The 19,281-nt window shown below is 38.0% G+C and carries 16 protein-coding genes; 3 read left to right on the forward strand and 13 right to left on the reverse strand.

All coding sequences use genetic code 11. From position 1 onward, the window contains the following. The 12 genes from FIM44_RS07275 to crdR all read right to left on the reverse strand — a co-directional run. On the reverse strand, positions 1–2,479 hold a 2,479-nt coding region (locus FIM44_RS07275), incomplete at its 3' end, for a type ISP restriction/modification enzyme (RefSeq protein WP_140579573.1). 24 nt (positions 2,480–2,503) lie between these two features. Further along, positions 2,504–3,325 carry a carboxylating nicotinate-nucleotide diphosphorylase gene (gene nadC / locus FIM44_RS07280; protein ID WP_140579574.1) on the reverse strand — a complete coding sequence of 274 codons (822 nt, stop codon included), beginning with the start codon at positions 3,323–3,325 and terminating at the stop codon, positions 2,504–2,506. Next, entirely contained in the window at positions 3,325–4,335 is a 1,011-nt protein-coding gene (nadA, locus tag FIM44_RS07285; RefSeq protein WP_140579575.1) for a quinolinate synthase NadA, read from the reverse strand. Before nadA ends, nadC begins: the two co-directional genes overlap by 1 nt. Next, positions 4,325–5,128, reverse strand: coding sequence for a phosphatidylserine decarboxylase (locus FIM44_RS07290; protein ID WP_140579576.1), 804 nt, complete (start codon positions 5,126–5,128; stop codon positions 4,325–4,327). The genes nadA and FIM44_RS07290 overlap by 11 nt, the downstream gene beginning before the upstream one ends. Continuing rightward, on the reverse strand, positions 5,122–5,628 hold the full coding sequence (locus FIM44_RS07295) for a DUF6115 domain-containing protein (RefSeq protein ID WP_000953107.1): 507 nt from the start codon (positions 5,626–5,628) through the stop codon (positions 5,122–5,124). Before FIM44_RS07295 ends, FIM44_RS07290 begins: the two co-directional genes overlap by 7 nt. A gap of 12 nt (positions 5,629–5,640) precedes the next feature. Next, on the reverse strand, positions 5,641–6,135 hold the full coding sequence (locus FIM44_RS07300) for a hypothetical protein (protein WP_164501464.1): 495 nt from the start codon (positions 6,133–6,135) through the stop codon (positions 5,641–5,643). Continuing rightward, entirely contained in the window at positions 6,128–7,012 is an 885-nt protein-coding gene (gene mqnP, locus FIM44_RS07305) for a menaquinone biosynthesis prenyltransferase MqnP (protein WP_140579577.1), read from the reverse strand. Before mqnP ends, FIM44_RS07300 begins: the two co-directional genes overlap by 8 nt. Positions 7,013–7,038: 26 nt before the next feature. Further along, entirely contained in the window at positions 7,039–8,352 is a 1,314-nt protein-coding gene (locus FIM44_RS07310) for a ComEC/Rec2 family competence protein (protein ID WP_194148718.1), read from the reverse strand. Then, on the reverse strand, positions 8,349–9,815 hold the full coding sequence (locus FIM44_RS07315) for a replicative DNA helicase (RefSeq protein ID WP_140579578.1): 1,467 nt from the start codon (positions 9,813–9,815) through the stop codon (positions 8,349–8,351). Before FIM44_RS07315 ends, FIM44_RS07310 begins: the two co-directional genes overlap by 4 nt. A 10-nt stretch (positions 9,816–9,825) precedes the next feature. Further along, positions 9,826–11,226 (reverse strand): NAD(P)H-hydrate dehydratase, encoded by a 1,401-nt coding sequence (locus tag FIM44_RS07320; protein WP_140579579.1) that lies wholly within the window; start codon positions 11,224–11,226, stop codon positions 9,826–9,828. A 2-nt stretch (positions 11,227–11,228) separates the two neighbouring features. After that, positions 11,229–12,431 (reverse strand): copper-sensing histidine kinase CrdS, encoded by a 1,203-nt coding sequence (gene crdS / locus FIM44_RS07325; protein ID WP_140579580.1) that lies wholly within the window; start codon positions 12,429–12,431, stop codon positions 11,229–11,231. Further along, on the reverse strand, positions 12,397–13,038 hold the full coding sequence (crdR, locus tag FIM44_RS07330) for a copper response regulator transcription factor CrdR (RefSeq protein ID WP_140579581.1): 642 nt from the start codon (positions 13,036–13,038) through the stop codon (positions 12,397–12,399). Before crdR ends, crdS begins: the two co-directional genes overlap by 35 nt. A 70-nt stretch (positions 13,039–13,108) precedes the next feature. Between crdR and FIM44_RS08755 the strand changes: the two genes are divergently transcribed. Genes FIM44_RS08755 through FIM44_RS07340 form a run of 3 tightly spaced genes read left to right on the forward strand, consistent with a single transcriptional unit; the run spans position 13,109 to position 18,483 of the window. Continuing rightward, the gene (locus tag FIM44_RS08755; protein WP_194148719.1) at positions 13,109–14,533 is read left to right on the forward strand and encodes a DNA methyltransferase; all 1,425 of its coding nucleotides are present in this window, start codon (positions 13,109–13,111) and stop codon (positions 14,531–14,533) included. Between the two features lie 8 nt (positions 14,534–14,541). Further along, positions 14,542–15,567 (forward strand): site-specific DNA-methyltransferase, encoded by a 1,026-nt coding sequence (locus FIM44_RS08760; RefSeq protein WP_194148164.1) that lies wholly within the window; start codon positions 14,542–14,544, stop codon positions 15,565–15,567. 9 nt (positions 15,568–15,576) lie between these two features. Then, complete coding sequence (locus tag FIM44_RS07340) at positions 15,577–18,483, forward strand: DEAD/DEAH box helicase family protein (protein ID WP_140579582.1); 2,907 nt, start codon at positions 15,577–15,579, stop codon at positions 18,481–18,483. Positions 18,484–18,534: 51 nt separating this feature from the next. Here FIM44_RS07340 and mreC read toward each other — a convergent pair whose 3' ends face one another. Next, positions 18,535–19,281 (reverse strand): rod shape-determining protein MreC, encoded by a 747-nt coding sequence (gene mreC, locus FIM44_RS07345; protein ID WP_140579583.1) that lies wholly within the window; start codon positions 19,279–19,281, stop codon positions 18,535–18,537.

Genomic DNA, 19,281 nt, shown 5'->3' on the forward strand with positions numbered 1-19,281 from the left:
GGGGTAACATGTGCTTAAAAACATCATATACAGGATATGCTAAAAAAGTCCTTGAATTAGGTGTGTAATAAGTCCAACGATAATCAAAAGGGCGGTATTGGCACGAAACAATGTATTCTTCTAAACGCTTAATATTAGTCTTAACTTCTTTGATAGCATTGTTTAAACGCCAATCCCTACTATCATCGCCAATATCATACTTTCTGCGTAACTCGCTAGGCTCTAAAGTTGAAAAATCTTTTAAAAGCTTGAGCAAGCTTTCTTTGTCCTTGTGGAAAACGACATGGTCTTTTTTAGAGCAAATACCGGTGCCTCCAACTTGAAACATATCCTGAACGCTAAACCCTTGTTCGTATTCATCTAACAAGCTCGTTTCTTGGGGTATGAGCAAGTAAAAAGGCTCTCTTGGGGCAATCTCAAGCCATTCAATGCTATTCAAATCGTTTTGGGCTAAAAAGGCGTATTTTTCAGCCCTTTCACCATACACATCATAATAAAAGATTTTTTGCTTGGTGGCTTGCACCTTTTTGACAAAGAGGTTAATGGACACCCCTTGCATGATATTGAAAACATTTTCATCTTTTGCGCCTTGTGGGGTTTTCTCCTTTTTCCTCACACCTCCATGCAAGTTTAAGATATAAAGCTCATCGTAGCATTCTAAAAGAGAGCGCCTTAACCCCCTAAAAGTGGGGTTGTCTAAAAAGGCGTTGTTAGAGATAAAGCCAAAAAGGCCATGCCCTAATGATTCGATCTTGTTTTGAGCGAAACGCATGAATTTCACGTAATCGTCTAAGAGCCATTTAGGGTTTTTCTCCTTTTGCAGTTTGTATTTGGAACAGAGTTGTTTAAGATTCTTTAGGGCGTCTTTACTGCCGCTTTCTTTTTGTTTTTGAATGTTTTTTAAAAGCGTTTGGATTTTATCGGTAAGCTTAACATTTTTTTCCACTTCTATGGTTTGAAATTCAGGCTCTATGCCGTAAGTGGCTTTCACTTCCCATTCAAACAAACCCTCATTACTGCTCGCCCCGCTATAAGGGGGATTACCGGTGACGATAAGAATCTTTTCATTTTTTTTAATTTCTTGAGCGCTTTTAAGCTCTGTTTCAAAAATCGGGTTTAGCCCACGATAAGCAACGATCTCACTAGGCTGTATGAGGGTGTTGGTTAAAATGATTTTAAGCGCATCGTTTTCTTTGAGAGGCTTTTTAAATTCCTCCTTAAAGGCTTGACTGAGATTCAAATGAGCGATCGCATAAGGAGCGATCAAGTATTCAAACCCATAAAATTGCTTTAAGAGGTTTTGGTATTTGTCCTCTTTAGTGGAGATGCCTCCATCGCTTGTTTTCCTCATTTCTAGCGCTTTTCTGAACGCTTCTAATAAAAAGGTGCCTGTGCCGGTGGCAAAATCTAAAAGCTTGATATTTTCGTTATCCAAAGCACTTTTTAAGCCTAAGGGAGCGTCTTTGAAATGCGTTTTAAGCAAACTATCCAAAGCGTTAATGATGAATTTCACCACAGAATCTGGGGTGTAATACACGCCCTTACTCTCTCGCAATTTAGGGTCATAAGCGCTTAAAAAGGTTTCATAAAAGTGCAAATAAGGGTCTTTATCATTATTCAAATCTTTAAGGATAGAATCCATATCAACATGATTTATCGAGCTTAAAATTTCATTTAAAAGCCATTGGATTTCTTTAATTTCATCAAGTTTCTTTAAAAAATCCGCCATTTCTCTGATCACAGCGAAATTTTTAGGGATGGAACTCCTCACATTATCCAAATTAATTTTTTCAAAAGGGTGGTTGAGCTTGGCTAGAAAAAGGCTGTAGGTGAGCGTTTGAGCGAGTGCATCGCTAAAGTCTTCAAAGCTCAATTCTTCATAAAGATATTCTTTAAAATTCTTAAAAATGCTAGAAACTTGCGTTTTTTCTTGGTATTTGATTAAAGCGTCTTTTAAATACCTGGTGCGCGGGCTTAAATGCATTGCGAAATCTTTAGCGTTAGTGATAGGGGCTGCTTCGTGATTGAAAAAGCTTTTGAACAATTCAATTAAATCGCGCTCGGTTTGTGGCTTGGGTTTTAGGGGTTTAGAGAGTTCATCAAGGCTAGCGATAGAGATTTCTTTTTTAGTGAAAGGGGCGTTATTTTCATCTTTCCCTACCCACATGAAATTAAGGTAATCGGTGAGCATGAGGTTAGGGTTTAATTCTAAATATTTAAGGATTTGTTTGTTTTTTAAGAGCTGGCTAAGATTTTCCCCTACTCTTTTATTTTCTATATAGCCGATGTTAAGCCCTTGAAAAGAAACGCGAAAATCAGGCTGGCTTCCTTGATCTCTTTTAGGCTCATGTTCAATCTTAAATTCTTTATTGAAATGGTTTTTTAACTTATCAAGCAAGTTGTGTAAAAAATGGCGGTGCGTGAGTTCATTCTTTTCAAGCGTAAGATCTTTAATGCTTTCTAAATATTCTTTTAGCATGCCAATAACCCCTTTTTAAAGTTTTTAAGCCATTTTCATGTGCATGTCAATAAAAGTGGCTTGATGGATTAAAGCCCCTACACTAATGGCATCCACGCCGCTTTTGGCGTAAGCGCTAATGCTCTCTAGTGAAATGTTCCCGCTCGCTTCTAGTAAGACAAAGGGATAATGAGCATCTCTATAAGCGGCAATTTCTTTCGTTTCTCCAACGCTCATGTTATCGCACATCACAATATCCGCTCCCGCATTCATGGCGTTTTTGGCCTCTTCAAAGCTTTCGCATTCAATTTCAATTTTAGCCGTGAAAGGCAAGTTTTTTCTGGCATGCGTTAAAAAGCTTTTGAGATCTTTGACATGCTTTAAATGCGTGTCTTTAAGCATTAAAGCGTCATCTAGCCCTAAGCGGTGGTTGCTCGCTCCCCCATTAAGCACGGAATATTTTTCAAAGATCCTTAAAAGGGGTCTGGTTTTTCTCGTATCCAACAAGCGCACTTTATGGGAATTTAAAGCTTCTACAAAACGGCTCGTTAAAGTGGCGATCCCGCTGCTGTGTTGCAACAGATTTAAAAGGGTGCGCTCAACCTTTAAAAGCATGCTAAAATCCCCCCTAATTTCCATTAAAGTGTCTTTAGGCTTGAAGCGTTCTTTATCTTTAATGGTTTGAGCGCATTCAATGCCGGTCATTTTTAACAACTCTAAAGCGTATTTTTCGCCTGAAAACACGCCCTCTTGTTTAGCCCTAACAAACGCTGTGGCTTTAAAATCTTTTTCTAACACCCTTTCAAACAAATCCCCATGCCCTAAATCTTCTTTTAAAGCGCGTTTTAGAAAGGTTTTAATCTCCATTAGGACAACTCCATCATTTTAGTTAAAGCGAGTTTGGCCCAATGCGCCACCTCATCTTTTAATCCAATCGCATTATAAGCCCTGTGGTTTTTATAAGCCTTTAAGACTTCAAACAAATCTTTTAAAGTCGTTTCATTCATGGTAGGACAAAGCGCGAGCGTGCTAGAAAGAATGAAAGTGTTTTGATGATTTCGCTTAGCTTTCAAGCGGTTAACCAAATTGCTTTCAGTGCCTATGGCGACTTTTTGATTAGGGCTTAGCTTTTCTACAAATTCTATGATTTGACTCGTTGATCCGCTAAAATCAGCGTTAGAAACCACGCTAGGCTCGCACTCTGGATGGACAGCGATTAAAATATCCGGGTATTTTTGGCGGTAAAATTCAATGTCTTCTAATTTGAAGAGCTGATGCACCGAACAAAAGCCGTTATAACAAACCACATCAGCGTTTTTAATTTCTTCTTTGCTGTTTGCGCCCAAAATCGCGCTTTTTAAGCCATTTTCTAGGGCTAGATTTTCCCCCAAGCATTTATCCGGTAAAAAAAAGATTTTTTTATTTTGTTTTAAAGCGTGATTAAAGATTTTAGAAGCGTTCCTGCTCGTGCAAACCACGCCATCATCTTTAGCGACTTTGGCTTTCACTTCAGCGTTAGAATTGATATAAGTGATAGGGTAAAATTCTTTAACGCCGCATTCTTTTAATAAATGAACGCTTTTATCGTAGTAATGGCTATCTATCATCCTCGCCATAGAGCAGCATGAGAGTTTGGGCATGATCACTTGTTTGTCAAAGGCTAGGGCTTTCACGCTCTCGCCCATAAAATGCACCCCGCAAAACACGATGAGGTTTTTATCGCTTTGGCTTGCGATTTTAGCCAACTCCAGGCTATCGCCTGTATAATGGGCTAACTCTACAATCTCATCTTTTTGATAAAAATGAGCCACTAAAAGCGCGTCTAAATCGCACAACAATTCCAAAATAGAAGTTTTTAAATCGTTATCAGTTGGCATGAAATTCCCCTATACTTTCCCCAAACTTCACGCTTTTTTCTTTCAAATCTTTAAAAGCGGTGTTTTGAATGAATAAAACGATAGTAGAGCCCATTTCAAAATTCCCTAAATTATCCCCTTTTTTAACCTTAATCGGCGGGTTATAAGAGTAGGTTTGCGTGAAACGGGCTTTAGCGTTAGTTTGGATATTCTTATCAAAATTAAAACGCATTTTACCCACATTTAACGCCCCCACCGCTACAAAATACAATCGATTGCCTTGAATGTCTTTTGCAACAAGCGCTACCCGTTCATTGCCCACAAACAGATTTTTGTTTTTGTGTAATGAGGGCTTATTGACCGGTAGTAGTTTCCCCGCAAAATAACGAGCCTCTAAAATTTCTAAATCGCAAGGGGCGTGGTAGTGGTGGTAATCTTTGGGCGAAAGGTAAAAATTCACGTAGAAAAAAGAAGGGCTTAAGGGGTTGATTTCGCCCACTAATTCATGCGCTTTATAGGGCATGCCTTTAATTTGTAAAGCGGTATCGTTATCTAAAAAAGCGCATTCCGTGATCAAAGCATCGCAGGGCGCAATGCAAATATTAGGGGATTTGTCAAAGGGGCGTTCTTTTTTTAAGGAGCGCGTGAAAAGAGCGTTCAAACTCTTGTAATTTTCTAAAGGCTCAAACTCGCTCAAATCAATTTTAAAGATCTCAACATAAAGAGCGTTGATGCCTTTTTGGATAAAAGAAGGGAATTTATAACCAGCCACAGAGCCAAAAACCCTTGAAAGAGCGTTGCTTAAAGCTACCATTTTAACCCTGCCATGTTCAGTATAAATTCCACCTCGCCCTTACTCACTTTAAATTCTTTAGAAATAGAATCCACGCTATAACCTTCTTGATACATTTTCAAAACCTGTTTTTCGTTGATCTCATCGCTAGCGGCATAATGCCCCATGTCTTTGAATTTGTTTTCTAAAGTAATGATTTTTTCTTCTAAATAATCGCGCTCTTTGTCCATGGATTTTTGGATTTCTTGCAACTGGTTATAAAGGTGCGAAAGGGTCGTTCTCAATGAGCTATCCTCTTTAGCGCTTTTTTCTAAAGAAAGACCCTCCAAACGCCCCTCTAATTCTTTCAAGCGCTTAGAATAGATATAATTTTCTTGATAGGATTCATCTAAGGTTTTTTCTAAACGCCTCATTTTATGGTAAAACTCTTTTTCTTTAAGATACAAATACCCCACCAAGCACACCAACACCAATAAAATCGCCCCTAAAACGACCATAAACAAATCATTAGAAGATAACATTACCGCTCCCGTTCATAATTTCAAGCCTTTTCTTTCGCTATCAACAATGAAAGAATCATAACGCTTAATGTCTAAGGCGTGCATGCGAGTGATTTCTAAAAAATCTTTATCCCTTGCCACGCCAAAAAAGGCTAGGATTTTCCCTTCTAACACGCAACGCCCGTAATAAGTTTGAGGCGCTATCAGGCTTTGTTTTTTTAAGCAAATGAGTCCATGCCCTAAAGCAGTGATGCGATCCTTTTGCTCCAATTCAAGCAAATTTTCTTTTAAAAGCAGGCTCTCTAATTTTTCTAATTTAAAATACAGCGCTTTGAGTAATTCCAGAGTGTCATTTTCAACATTCAAGCGTGAAAAATCAAAGCCAGAATTTAACCAATCAAATTCTTCTAATACCGCTAAAGAGCGTTTACTTTTAGAAATAAACCTTTCATAAGAAAACGATAAATCGCATTGGACTAAGCGCGTTTCAAACCCTAAAGCTTGGGATCTTAAAACCAACTCATGCATGCTTAAACCCCACATCAAGGACAATAAAAATAAAAAACACCACCCCCAAATAGCCATTACTCACAAAAAAGGCTTTAGGGATGTTTTTATAATCTCTGGCCACTAAGATCTGCTCATAGAGTAAAATCAAGGCTGAAACCCCTAAGCCTAAATACGCAAAAAGCCCCCCATGATAGCATTTCACAAAAAAAAGCCAGCAGATCAGCGCCACAAAATGTGAGAGCCTTGAAAGATTCAAGCACCACTTTTCCCCTAATTGACTAGGAATGGAAAACAATCCCCTTTCTTTATCAAACTCCATATCCTGTAAAGAATAGAGCAAATCAAACCCAGCCACCCATAACATCACCCCTAAAGCCAAAAAGACATTCCATAAAGGAATATCCCCTAAAACCGCCACGCTTCCCGCAATGGGGGCCAAACCCAAAGCCAAACCCACGATAAAATGCGCCAAAGAAGAAAAGCGCTTGAAATACGAATACCCCCCTAAAACGATTAAAAAAGGGAACGAGAGCTTGAAAGCTAAAGGGTTAATGAAATAGCTCACCCCCACGAACAAAAGAGCGTTTGAAACGCTAAAAATGACCATGCCCTTAACGCTGATTCGACCATCCACGCTCGGGCGGTTTTTCGTCCTTGGGTTATCCTTATCAATGTCTCTATCCACCAAGCGGTTAAATCCCATAGCGAAGTTTCTTGCCCCTAATAAGGCTAAAAAACAAAGGATTAAGGTTTCTAAGCCAAAAAAGAGCGTTTGATTTTTTTGATAGGAGCTTATGACCATAGCCATGAGTAAAAACATGCTAGAAAATATCGTATGCTCCAAAGCGACCAATTCGCTTAAAGCTTTGATTTGGTGTGTGATTTTTTTAAGCAATTATTTGATCCCTAAAAATGACTTTTCTAACCTACAATTGAACTAGGCATTATAATATATTGATAGCAACAATACAAGAAAAAGCCCACGCTCAAAACGTTCATGCTTAAATAAACCTTAAAAAAACGCGCGCTTAAAATCGTTAAAAATAAATGCGCCCCTAAAAGCCATAAAGGCGAAGGGATTGAAATCGTAGGGATTGTTAAAGGCATGCTTAAAAGGCGATCCAACAAAGACCCCAAACCCACAGCATGCAAGAGTAAACTCAAAGGGAAAAACACGATAAAAATCAAGCCTAAAGGAATGCTAAAGAGCTGGTAGGGCGAAAACATAGGGAAAAAGGCATGCGCAATAATGAGCATGTTCAAAAACACCAGCGCGCTTAAGCTTATGACCTGAAAAGATCGCATCAAAAAAGAAGAGGTTTTAAAAAAAATTTGAGTGTGTTTTAAAAACAAAAAGATATACCACACCCCACAAACAGAAAGCAAAAACCCCACGCTAAAAAGCAATTTAGGGAGTAACGCTATGGCGATACAGCACGCTAAAATCAAAAGTTTAAAACTCAAAAGCCTTACCCCAAAAAAGCATGCCAAAAACCCTAATAAGCCCATTAGAAACGCTCTGAAAAAAGAGGGTAAAAAATCTAATAGCAATAAATACCCTAGCAAAAAAACCCACACCAAAACCCCTATATCATAAAAAGCGTTCCTATAAGGGAAATAGCGTTTTTGTAAGGGGGTATAAAAAAGAGAGAAAAGAAAATACACGCTCGCGCTCAAAATCCCTAAATGGAACCCACTAATGGCTAATAAGTGGTTGATCCCTAGCGCGTTAGCCCTATCTCTCAAGTCTTTATTCAAGCTATCCCCTATAAATAACGCTCGATACAAATTGCCTACTAAAGCGTTTGAATGAGCGCTGTCAATGAAATGGCGCAAATGCGATTTAAAATCCTGTTTTCGTGTTAAAGAAAAAGAATAAGTTTGGAAAAAGCATGATTTGAGAGACTCTAAGAAAAAGCAAGGTTTGATCCTGCCAAAAAATTGCGCGTGGCGGTATTGGAGGTTTTTTAAAGGCTCTTTAATGGTGGTGTAAAAGATCATGCCCTTTGATTGGAGCTTTAAAACAAAATAGGTTTTTTGATCTTTAGTTTTAGGGTATTGCAACAGGATTTGAGCGTTCAGGCTTGTCGGTTTTGAAAAATCAAGCTTTTGGTAATTCAAGTATTCTAAATAAAGATTGATTGCCAACAAAAGGCTTAAAATAACCCCACACAACAAGTATTCTTTGGGGGTCGTAAGAAGTTCAAACGCCCCCTGAAAAGTTTTGTCTTTCAAGTTGTAACTATATCATAATCCACTTTAGTTTCTTGTCCCTCTTCTAAATGAGAATCTATGGGCATGTCTTCATAGCGCGTGAAAGGAGCGTTAAAGCGCGTATAAACCGTTCCTGTAGCCCCATTCCTGTTTTTAGCGACAATGATTTCAGCCTCTTCAATACTGCCATTTTGCTTGTGGATACGCCTTTCTTCATTAACTTTTAAATGCAGCTCTTGCGCCTCTTCAATTTTGCCTTCTTTTTTGAGTTTGTCTATTTTGTTGTCTTCAGCCCTCATTTGATAGATATAGCCTCTATATAAAAATAAAACAATATCAGCGTCTTGTTCGATCCCTCCGCTGTCTTTAATGTCAGAAAGAATGGGCCGTTTATCGTCTCGGTTTTCTAAGCTGCGGTTGAGTTGCACTAACGCTACGATAGGGATTTCTAATTCCCTGGCTAAAGTTTTAAGCTCCCTTGAAATTTCAGCGATTTGCTCATGGCGCTCTTTAGTGGCTTTGCTCCCTGACATGAGCTGCAAATAGTCAATAAAAGCGATACCCAATTCCTTGTGTTGGGATTTAAGCTTTCGCAGTTGCAAGCGGATTTGCTCTATCCTCACATAACTTTTATCGTAGAAAAAGAGTTTTTTGCAAGAAAGGTGATCGTAGCATTTGGCTAAATTTTCCCATTGATCATCATCAAGCCTCCCGCTTTCTAAATCATGCATGTTAATAGAAGTGAGATCCGATAACGCCCTTAAAGCGAGTTGCTCCGCAGACATTTCTAAACTAAAAACCGCTACCCCCCTATCGTCATTGAGCGCGCTTAAGACCATGTTCATCATCAAACTGGTTTTACCCATAGACGGTCTTGCCCCTATAATGACTAAACTCCCCTTATTAAAACCGCTCGTATAATTATCCAATTGGACAAAGCCAGTCGGTATACCGGTAACTTCCAAACTCCCCTTTCTTTGGTTTTCTGTAATAAGATCCATTGCGCTTTCAAGCACTTCTTTAATATTCCTAAAGCCCTCTATGGTGCTGCCGTTCAATAACGCATAAACTTCTCGCTCCACAGCGCCTAAAATACCGCTGGATTTTTGCGCGCTTTCTAGGGCTTGCTCTCTAATAGTGTTAGCCAAGCCAAAAAGTTTTCGTTTGATGGAAGCGTTTTTAATCTCTTCCACATAGGCTTCAATATTATCTATAGGGCTTGCCGCAAAAATAGCGACTAGATCCTCTTCTTTGATTTGCTTGTCTTTGGGCATTTTTTGGCGGATAAAATTCTCATCAATGGGGCAATCTTCTTCATGCAGTTTTAAAGCGATTTCAAAAAACAAGCCGTTAGGCGGGTAGTAAAAATCGCTAGGCTCTAAAACGCTATGGACCTCTTCAATCTTATGATTGGCCAACACAATGCCTGAAAGCACGATCCTTTCAATGTTTTGCAATTGCTGCAAATGCTTTAAATGATCCATTTTTATCCTTTTATAATCGTTTGATCTTTTCTATCAAATCTAGGGGCGTTAAAGCGTAATTATTCTTAAATTCTAAGCTCGCTATAGCGTGCGCCAAACTTGCGTTAATAGCAGCGTCTAAAGGCGTGTAATTTTGAGAAAGCAAGCTTAAAATAAGCCCCGCTAACACATCGCCACTGCCTGCTTTGGCTAAAGCCACGCTCCCTAAAATGTTGATAAAAACCCGCCCTTGATGAGCGATTAGGGTATTAGCCCCTTTTAAAAGCAAAACCACTTTGGGGTATTTTTGAGAAAAATCCCTTGCGATTTCTAGTTTATTGTCTAATAATTCTAGCATGCTTATATGGATCCCCACTAATTTTAATAACGATAAAAACTCTTTAGGGTGAGGGGTTAAAACGACTTCTTTTTCTAATGCTTGTAACACCTCTTTATGATAAAAAACACCCGCATCTAAAACGCATGGGGCTAATTCAAGCCACTTGTTAAAATCCTTTGGGAAACCCTCTAACCCCATGCCAAGAGCGAACGCGCTTAACGGGTTAGGGAAATTTTCACAAAAAACCAATTCTAAAGGCTTGTTACTGGAAGTTATCTCGCATTCTAACGCTTGAACGCTCACCACTCCAGACCCAAAGTTTAACGCGCTTAAAGCGCTCAATAATCCAGCCCCACTATGCTTGCCTAAAAGAATGTGTGCATGCCCATAATCGCCTTTATGAGCGTTTTTTTTATCCCTTAAGGGCAGTTTCAAATCGCTTTTTTCCAATAAAAAAGTGTCTGTTGGGATCTCATAAATTTGATTAAAAACCCCTAAATGCCCCACTTTCAATTCCCCTACATAGTCTTTAGCCCTATCGCTCAATAAGCATGATTTGATAGCGCCCATGCTGATAGTCATATCCGCTTTAAACGCTCCCTTATCCACCCTGCCTTTAGAATTTATCCCGCTAGGAATATCGCAAGCGATTTTAAAGCGCGCTTTTTGAGAAAGGCTTTCAAAATTTAAAAACGGCTCCAATCCGCCCTTAAAAGCGCTCCCTACCACGCAATCTATTAATACATCGCATTCTAAATTTTGATTAAGGGCGTTTTCTTCGTATGCTTTGATGACTACCCCTACTTTTTTAGCCCTTTCTTTTTGCAATTGGCACATGGGGCTTTTGGCTGGTTTCATTTCAAAGACCAGCATTTTAAAACGCCCCACTAAACGCCTGGCTAACGCATAGCCATCGCCTCCATTATCCCCGCTCCCACAAAGGATAATGACTTTAGCGCCTAAAGAAGCGTTTTGTAAAACCGCCCTTTCTAAAGCCATAGCGGCGTTTTCCATTAAAATGTCTTGGCTTAAAAACAATTCTTCAATCGCCCTTTTGTCTAGGGCATTCACTTTTTCATACACTGAAAGCATCTTTATCCTTGAAATTGAACGCAAAACGAATTTTCATAAAACGATCCTTTTGAAGAGGGTTCGCTATGAATTTCTAAACGCATTTTATACTTTTCGCACACTTTTTTCACTAAATCCAACCCTATACCATAACCCAACACGCTAGAATTGAAACGCGCATAACGAACGCTCAATTCTGCGATCTTGTCTTTAGGGATTTCATACCCTAAATTTTTCACTTTCAAAAACGCATGCGTTAGCTCTATGTGGATATACCCATGCATGACGCTGTATTTAATCGCATTCATGAGCAAATTACTATAAAGCGAAATGAAATCCTGCTCTTTAGCCTTAAATTCCACTCCCGCTAAATCGCTTTTAAATTCCAGCTTGTGGTAGTCTATCATCTCGCTAAAAAGCGTGTTTTCTTTGGCAATTAGGGCTTTTAAATCTAAAAGCATGGGGGTTTCGCGCTCAATATCTTGCATCACTAAATACGAGAGCGAGCGGTATAAAAAACTCATGCGCTGGATAGCGATTTTAATGCGGCGGTGTTGTTGGTTGTCTTCTAAGGTTTTTAAAGACAAGACTAAAGCGCTCATGGGGGTATTTAATTCATGCGTGGTGTTTTTTAAAAAGTGATCAATGCGGGTGATTTCATTCCTAATAGGCTTTAAAAACAAACGCCCCAAAAACACAGAAACCCCTATCACGCATAAAAACGCTACGACAAACACTAAAACAATATTACGATACAAAGAAGAAAAATGAAGGGGTTTAGAATTTTTAAAAAGCATTTTAGCCACGCCTAAGTGAGCGAAAGTTTCATCGCTAAACAGGTAATACTCCCCTTTGAAACTAAAAAAGCCCGCTTCTTTATGGCTTTTAATCAAATTGGCGCTTTCAGGGATATTAGAATACAAAACGCGCTTCTTGCTATCAAAAAGGGCTATGGAAGCGTCTTTATAGCGTGAAATCAGAGCGTTTAAAGCGTTTTGATAATCCCCATGCGTTTGCATGTGCAAAGCAACCACTTCGCTAGCGATCTTGGAAGCCATTTTGTCCATGTCCATGCGTATCATTTTGATTTTTTCGTTTTTTTCATAGTTAAACGCTAAAACGCTAATCACCAGCATCAACACAAACGAAGAGCCCAAATAAGTCCCTAAAAAGAGTTTGAGGGATTTTTTTTCATAGTGGGTTAAAGCGATAGCCCACCCCCTTATGCGTTTCTATGCAATCTTTACCTAAAAGCTTGCGCAACACCTTAATGTAAGTGCGCAAGGTGGAATCATCAATAGCCTGCTCCCATAAGTTATTCTCTAACGCTTGAGAGCTAATGATTTGCCCTTTATGCTCTAAAAAGTATTCTAAAAGTCGGGCGGTTTTGGGCGCTAGGACTTCCTTTTTCCCTTTAATATTCAAAGAGTGTTGGTGATAAAAAATGTTAGGCATGATTTCTATGGGATCATCATTGAAAAACCTTTTAATGCGCGCTTCTAATTCGTCTAAATCAAAAGGCTTTTTCAAATAATCGCTCGCTCCTAAATTAAAAGCGTTTTTTAAGGTAGCGCTATCCTGTAATGCGGTGATGAAAATCACAGGCGTAGAGATTAAAAAATCGTTTTTGATGCGCTTGAACAATTCCAAGCTATTTATTTCAGGCACTTGCACGTCTAAAAGCAAGAGGTTGAAGCGCTCAACAGAGAGCCTTTCATAAGCTTCTTTCCCGTTAAAAGCGCAAAACACTTCATAGCCTAAATGCTCTAAAAACTCCCTAACGCTCTCGCTTAAAAGGTAATCGTCTTCTAGTAAAAAAATCTTTTTTTGCATGGGGGTATTGTAGCGCTTAATGGGTGGACTTTGTTATAATACTTTTTTATGTTTTTTAAGGAGCGTTATAATGAAGACGAACGAAGCGCAATTTTATGAAGTTTTAGAAAACCTTTTTATAGGCGTTAAGATTGAAGATGAGCAAGAAAGCCTTTTAGATCCTACCCCTAGAGCGGTAAAAAATGGCATAATCAATCTATTGAAAGCTAAAAGCAAGTATTATCAAAGCAAAAAACAAGAATTAGAAAAACTCATTAATTTGAAATGCCAAAACAACAACGATCTCAAAGAAGAATTGTTTGACAAGCTCTATAGCTTTTTCAAGCGTTATTTGAGCGCTAATGGAGGGATTTATTTCAACGACACGCCCCTTTACGATAGCCTTTATACTAAAAGCGGTTATGAAAAATGCTCCCTTAAAAAAGACACCGCCTTATTTTATAAAACTAAAGATCTTTATTACGTGAAAAGCGAAACGATTTATAAGGATTTTTGCTTTGAATTAGAAAACATTATTTTTAATTTTGACACTTCTTCCTTAGAAAGTAAAAAGAATAATGAAAAAATAGATTTAGTCTTTACTCTAAAAGATACAGACGCAAAAACTAACACCCTAAATTTTAGCGTTACTCTCTCAAGCAATGGAAGGGTTACTAATATCCATGAGATTTTAAAAGAATGCTCTAATCAAGGCATCAAACTTGATGAAGAAATATTAAAAAAAGCGTTTGCAAAATTCAAAAAACAAGGCAATATGGATTATTTCATCCATAAAAACGCGCTAGGGTTTTTAAAAGAGCAATTGGATTTGTATTCGTTTGAATACCTTTTTAAAGAAATGACTGAATTTGACGCTAAACGCCTTAATGAAATCAACACTATTAAGGAAGTGGCGTTGCAAGTGATTTCATTGGTGAGCGAATTTGAAAACGAACTTTGTAAGATTTGGAACAAACCGCGCTTTGTATTGAACTCGCATTTCATTGTAAGCCTAGATCAATTAAAAGCTAAAAACTACGATTTGAACAAAATCACAAACCACAAAAACTACCCCAAACAAGTTAAAGAATGGCAAGACTTGAATTTAAAAACCACAGACAATCTTTTAGAAAATGAGTTTTTGCCCCTAGACACTCTCTATTTTAAAGATTTAGAAGAAGAGATTAAAAACTTATTCAGTGAAGATGAAATCAACGGCACGCTCATTAAAAGCGAAAACTACCAAGCCCTAAACTCCCTTAAAAACCGCTATAAAGAAACCATTGATTGCATTTATATTGATCCGCCTTATAACACGCAAAATAATGAATTTGTTTATGCGGATAATTTCAAGCGCTCTAGCTGGCTCTCTATGATGGACAACCGCTTAGAGCTTGCACGCAAGCTTTTAAACGATAAGGGCGTAATGTTTGTGAGCATTGATGACAATGAACAGGCTTATTTAAAAGCGCTCATGGACGAAGTCTTTAATGAGGGGGGGGTGATAACTTTGTAGCGAGTATTATTTGGGAAAAAAAGTATTCTCCACAAAATCATACGAAATGGTTCTCTGATAACCACGATTTTATTTTACTATATGCTAAAGATAAAGAAATTTGGCGACCTATTTTATTACCACGCACAAGCGAGATGGACGCACGCTATAAAAATTTAGATAACGATGAAAGGGGCGTGTGGAAGTCCTCCGATTTATCAGTTGGACCGACTGTTGAGCGTAATATTTATCCTATTTTTAACCCCTACACCGAGCAAGAAATATACCCTCCGCATGGTTATTCATGGCGTTTTTCACAAGAGAAATTACAAGAATTGATCGCTGATAATCGTATCTTTTTCCCTACAAGCGGTAGAGGTGTGCCATGCTATAAACGCTTTTTAAGTGAAGTCAAGCAAGGTGCAACACCTTTAACAATATGGAAATATACAGAAGTAGGACACACTCAAGACGCTAAAAGAGAAATCAAAGAGCTTTTTGAAGGGCAAGCCCTTTTTGACACCCCCAAACCCGAAGCCCTAATTTCAAGAATTTTAGAAATTTCTACCCAAGAAAACGATCTCGTGTTAGACTTTTTTGCCGGGAGCGGGACGACTTGCGCGGTGGCGCACAAGCTTAAGAGAAAGTATATCGGTATTGAAATGGGGGAGCATTTTGAGAGCGTGATTTTACCCAGGCTTAAAAAGGTTGTAGGCGGTTTTAAAAGCGGTGCGGCTAAAGAATTTAATGGAGGTGGGGCAATCAAAGTTTATGCGTTAGAAAGCTATGAAGAGATTTTAAGAAAAATCAAGTATGAAGACAACGACAAACCCCTAGCTTATGATGAACAATACAGCGATTTAGTGGAGCGTAAAGAACATTCTTACACGCTCAATTTAGATGCGCTAGAAAAAATGGGCGTGGATGTTAAAGAGACTTTAGAAAATTTATGGGGGGTTGGAGTGGAGTTTTTTAATGAAAAGGTGGTGAAATTTAAAGGGAATGATAAAGAAGTAGAGATCTTAAAAGCCTTAAAAGAAGCGCTCATTTGGTAAGGAAAAATCATGGCAAAGAAAAAAGATTTAACCACCGATAATGAAATTTTTGTCGCTCAAAAACTCGCTGAAGATGAATTGAACACTAACGAGATTAACGAGCCATTAGAGATGTTAGACTTTAAAAGCTTTGATAGCAATAAGGAGCTTTTAGATTACCAACAGCAAGCTTTAATCAACGCTTTTAGAATGCTTGTCGCTTATTTTAAAGATTTCAAAGGGAGTAAAAAAGAATTTTACGCGTTTTATCAAAAGCATTATTCGTTCGCTAATTGCGATTTCGCTAAAAAGAAACTCAATCCTTTATTAAAGAGCCATTTTAAGGTGGAAAATCATTGCGTGAGCTTTGAAAATTTTATCAACCGCTTAGCCTTTTACATGGCCACAGGGAGCGGTAAAACGATTGTCATTATCAAACTGGTAGAGCTTTTAAGCGTGGCTATAAGAAATGGGTTAATCCCTAAGAAAAATATCATGTTTTTTAGCGCCAATGAAAATTTGATCAAGCAATTTGAAAAAGAAATTGAAAAATACAACCGGGGTAAGGACTATTTTAAACAAATTGATTTCAAAAACCTTAAAAGCGTTACCAATAAAGATTTCCATCACGCTCCAAAAGATTTTTTCATAGAAAAAATCGCTCTTTTTTATTACCGCGCAGATTTGATGAATGATGAAGAAAGCAAGGAAAACCTTTTAAATTATAAGGATTATTGGGATAATGGGGAAAATTATGTGATTTTAGATGAAGCGCATAAGGGGAACAAGTCTGAAAGCAAAAGACAAGCGATTTTTAGCCTGCTGTCTTTAAAAGGGTTTTTATTCAATTTCAGCGCCACTTTCACCGAAGAGAGCGATCTCATCACTGCGGTGTATAATTTAAGCGTGGGCGAGTGGGTGAAGCTTGGCTATGGCAAAGAGTCTGTTTTATTGAAGAAAAACAATTTAATCGCTTTTAAAGAATTAAAAGATTTAAACGATAGGGAAAAAGAGATCGCTCTTTTAAAGGCGTTATTGCTTTTAGGCATGCAAAAACGCTATAAAACAGAAGGCTATTTTCACGACCCTTTAATGCTTGTGTTCACGCATTCTGTGAATGTAAAAAACAGCGATGCGGAAATCTTTTTTAAAACTTTAGCGCGCGTGATTGAAAATGATGATGGAAGCGATTTTTTAAAGGCTAAAGAGGATTTATTAGAGGAATTAAAGAATCCGGAATTTCTTTTTAGCGACAACAAAGATAAAGACTATAAGGTTAAGGTTTTTAAAGAGGGTTTAAAAAGCATGGATTTTAAAGGCTTAAAAGAAGAAGTTTTTTATGCCAACAGCGGGCATATTGAAGTGATTATTAACCCCAAAAACAACCAAGAAATCGCTTTCAAGCTCAACACCAGCGATAAAGTCTTTTGCTTGATTAAAATAGGCGATATTACCGAATGGATTTATGAAAAATTAAAGAGCGTGAAGGTGGTGAGCAAGAATTTAAACTTTAAAGAAGAGAGCTATTTCAGCCAGATTGATAAGAGCAGTATCAATATCTTAGTGGGGTCCCGCACTTTTGAAACCGGGTGGGACAGCACAAGGCCTAGCGTGATTTTATTTCTCAATATAGGGCTTGATGATGACGCTAAAAAGTTTGTGAAACAATCTTTTGGCAGGGGCGTAAGGATTGAAAGCGTCAAAAACCAACGCCAAAGGTTAGCGTATTTAGACATAGATGAGGCCATTAAAAAAGACTTGAAACCAAACGCTGCAATGTTGGAAACGCTTTTTGTGATACCCACCAACCATGCAAGCCTTGAAGCGATTTTAAAGTTCCAAAAAGAGAGCGAAAATAAGGGTGAGAATAGAGGGTCTTGGCGTGAAATCAAATTAGAAAAAACGCGCATAGAACACGCATTATTCGTGCCTTGCTACCGAAAAGAACAAACCAACGCTCTTAAAATTTCTCAAAGCACTTCGTTTAAAATGAGCGGAGAAAATTTTAAGGATTTAAAAGAGTATTTTCATTTAATGAGTGAAAAGCATTTTATTTTAAAGCATGAAATTTATAGCCCTAAAGATTACACGCTGTTAAAAGAAATGATACAAACAGCGCATTTTAAAAAGGTATCAACTTGGCATTATAAAGATTTAGATTACATGATTTCTGAAATTAAAGGCAAGCTATACCCCAATCAAAAAGTGCCTAAAGACGAGTTTAACGCCCTAGATAATGAGAAAATCGTGCATTTTAAAAGGGTTAAAGTTAGGGCGGATAAAAAAGAAAAATTGATTCAAACCATCCAAGAAGTGAAAGAGTATGCGCCTTTGGATAAAGAAACTTTAAGAACAAAAATCGCGCAAGGCGAGATCGATCCTTATGATACAGAAAAACACAAACAAAACAAAACCTTTAAAGTTGATGGTGCCGAGCTGCTAAAACTCAAAGAGCATTACTACACCCCTTTAATTAAAGCCAAAAACTGCGATTGGCTTAAGCATGTGGTTAAAGTAAAGAGCGAGAGCGATTTTTTAGAAGAGTTGTTAAAGATTACAGAAACGCTTCAAGAAAACTATGATTTTTGGGCGTTCAGCAAGATTGATGAGCATTTAGACAATTTGTTTATTCCCTATATAGACAACGCTACAGAAAGGCGCTTTTTCCCTGATTTTATCTTTTGGCTAGAAAAAGGCGGCACGCAGATCATTTGCTTCATTGATCCTAAAGGGAGCAAACACACTGATTACGAACATAAGGCAGATGCGTATCAACTTTTTAAAGATAAAATTTTTAACCCTAAAGACGATCCAAATTTCAAAATCAAAGTGGTTTTAAAATTTTATGGAAATAAGGATGATGTGGGGGAGCGTTATAGGGATCTTTGGATTGAAAAAGGGAAACTAGAAGATTTTTTTCTGACCTTGATAGCCTAAACTTATTGAAAGGGGTTAAAAGATCCGCTTCAATCAGCCTTGAATATAACGCTAGTTTTTCACATCGCTTAAAAACACATGCCTTAAAAGTTTGGCGTCGCTTAAAAAAGCGTTTTTCAACACTGCGCTTTTATAAGTGTAATGATCTTCAATGCTTGAAACTTCGCCCACAAACACCCCCGCTCCAAAAATCCCATCTAGCCCGCTTGTTAGCACTTGATCGCCTATGTTAATTTTAGCACTAGGGACAATAAAATCCACGACTAATTCTTGCCTAAAATTAGATCCTATGAAGCCTAACACTTGATTTTTGCCTATCATCACGCTATAAGCGCACCGCTTGTGAGCGTTCAAAAACCCATTCAAGCGCCCTTTTTCTAGCACCGCAATGCCTATAGCTTGGTTGTGAGAGACAAGGCCATAAATCTTATTTTCTTCTAAATTTACAATAGGGTTGAGAGAGACGCTGTGCGTGTCTTCTAAACTGATGAATGAAGTCATAAAAGTGGGGGTATAAGTCATTTTTGGATTTTCTAAAGGATAAACACTATTCAAACGCTCTTTCAAATCGGCGTTTTCTAGTTTTAAAGCTTCTAAAATCAAGCGTTCTTTTTGAAATTCCTTAATGTTTTGGGCTTGAAAAAAATACGCTTGAATGTTGTCCAATAAGCTGTTTTTAGCGCTCATCAAGGCGTTTTTAATCCGGTCGCTGATATAAGAAGAACTGCCTTTAATGTCTAAAAAATAAAAAATAAGAAAAATCCCTAAAAGCCAAAGGAATTTAAAATAAAAACGCAT

This window comes from Helicobacter pylori (assembly GCF_006440215.1).
GTDB lineage: Bacteria > Campylobacterota > Campylobacteria > Campylobacterales > Helicobacteraceae > Helicobacter > Helicobacter pylori_CS.

Bases quoted from the DNA above. Each gene is read 5' to 3' on its own strand.
- nadC (WP_140579574.1), bottom strand. From the start codon at position 3,325: ATGGAGATTAAAACCTTTCTAAAACGCGCTTTAAAAGAAGATTTAGGG.
- nadA (WP_140579575.1), bottom strand. From the start codon at position 4,335: ATGCCAACTGATAACGATTTAAAAACTTCTATTTTGGAATTGTTGTGC.
- FIM44_RS07290 (WP_140579576.1), bottom strand. From the start codon at position 5,128: ATGGTAGCTTTAAGCAACGCTCTTTCAAGGGTTTTTGGCTCTGTGGCT.
- FIM44_RS07295 (WP_000953107.1), bottom strand. From the start codon at position 5,628: ATGTTATCTTCTAATGATTTGTTTATGGTCGTTTTAGGGGCGATTTTA.
- FIM44_RS07300 (WP_164501464.1), bottom strand. From the start codon at position 6,135: ATGCATGAGTTGGTTTTAAGATCCCAAGCTTTAGGGTTTGAAACGCGC.
- FIM44_RS07315 (WP_140579578.1), bottom strand. From the start codon at position 9,815: ATGGATCATTTAAAGCATTTGCAGCAATTGCAAAACATTGAAAGGATC.
- FIM44_RS07320 (WP_140579579.1), bottom strand. From the start codon at position 11,226: ATGCTTTCAGTGTATGAAAAAGTGAATGCCCTAGACAAAAGGGCGATT.
- crdR (WP_140579581.1), bottom strand. From the start codon at position 13,038: ATGCAAAAAAAGATTTTTTTACTAGAAGACGATTACCTTTTAAGCGAG.
- FIM44_RS08755 (WP_194148719.1), top strand. From the start codon at position 13,109: ATGAAGACGAACGAAGCGCAATTTTATGAAGTTTTAGAAAACCTTTTT.
- FIM44_RS07340 (WP_140579582.1), top strand. From the start codon at position 15,577: ATGGCAAAGAAAAAAGATTTAACCACCGATAATGAAATTTTTGTCGCT.
- mreC (WP_140579583.1), bottom strand. From the start codon at position 19,281: ATGCGTTTTTATTTTAAATTCCTTTGGCTTTTAGGGATTTTTCTTATT.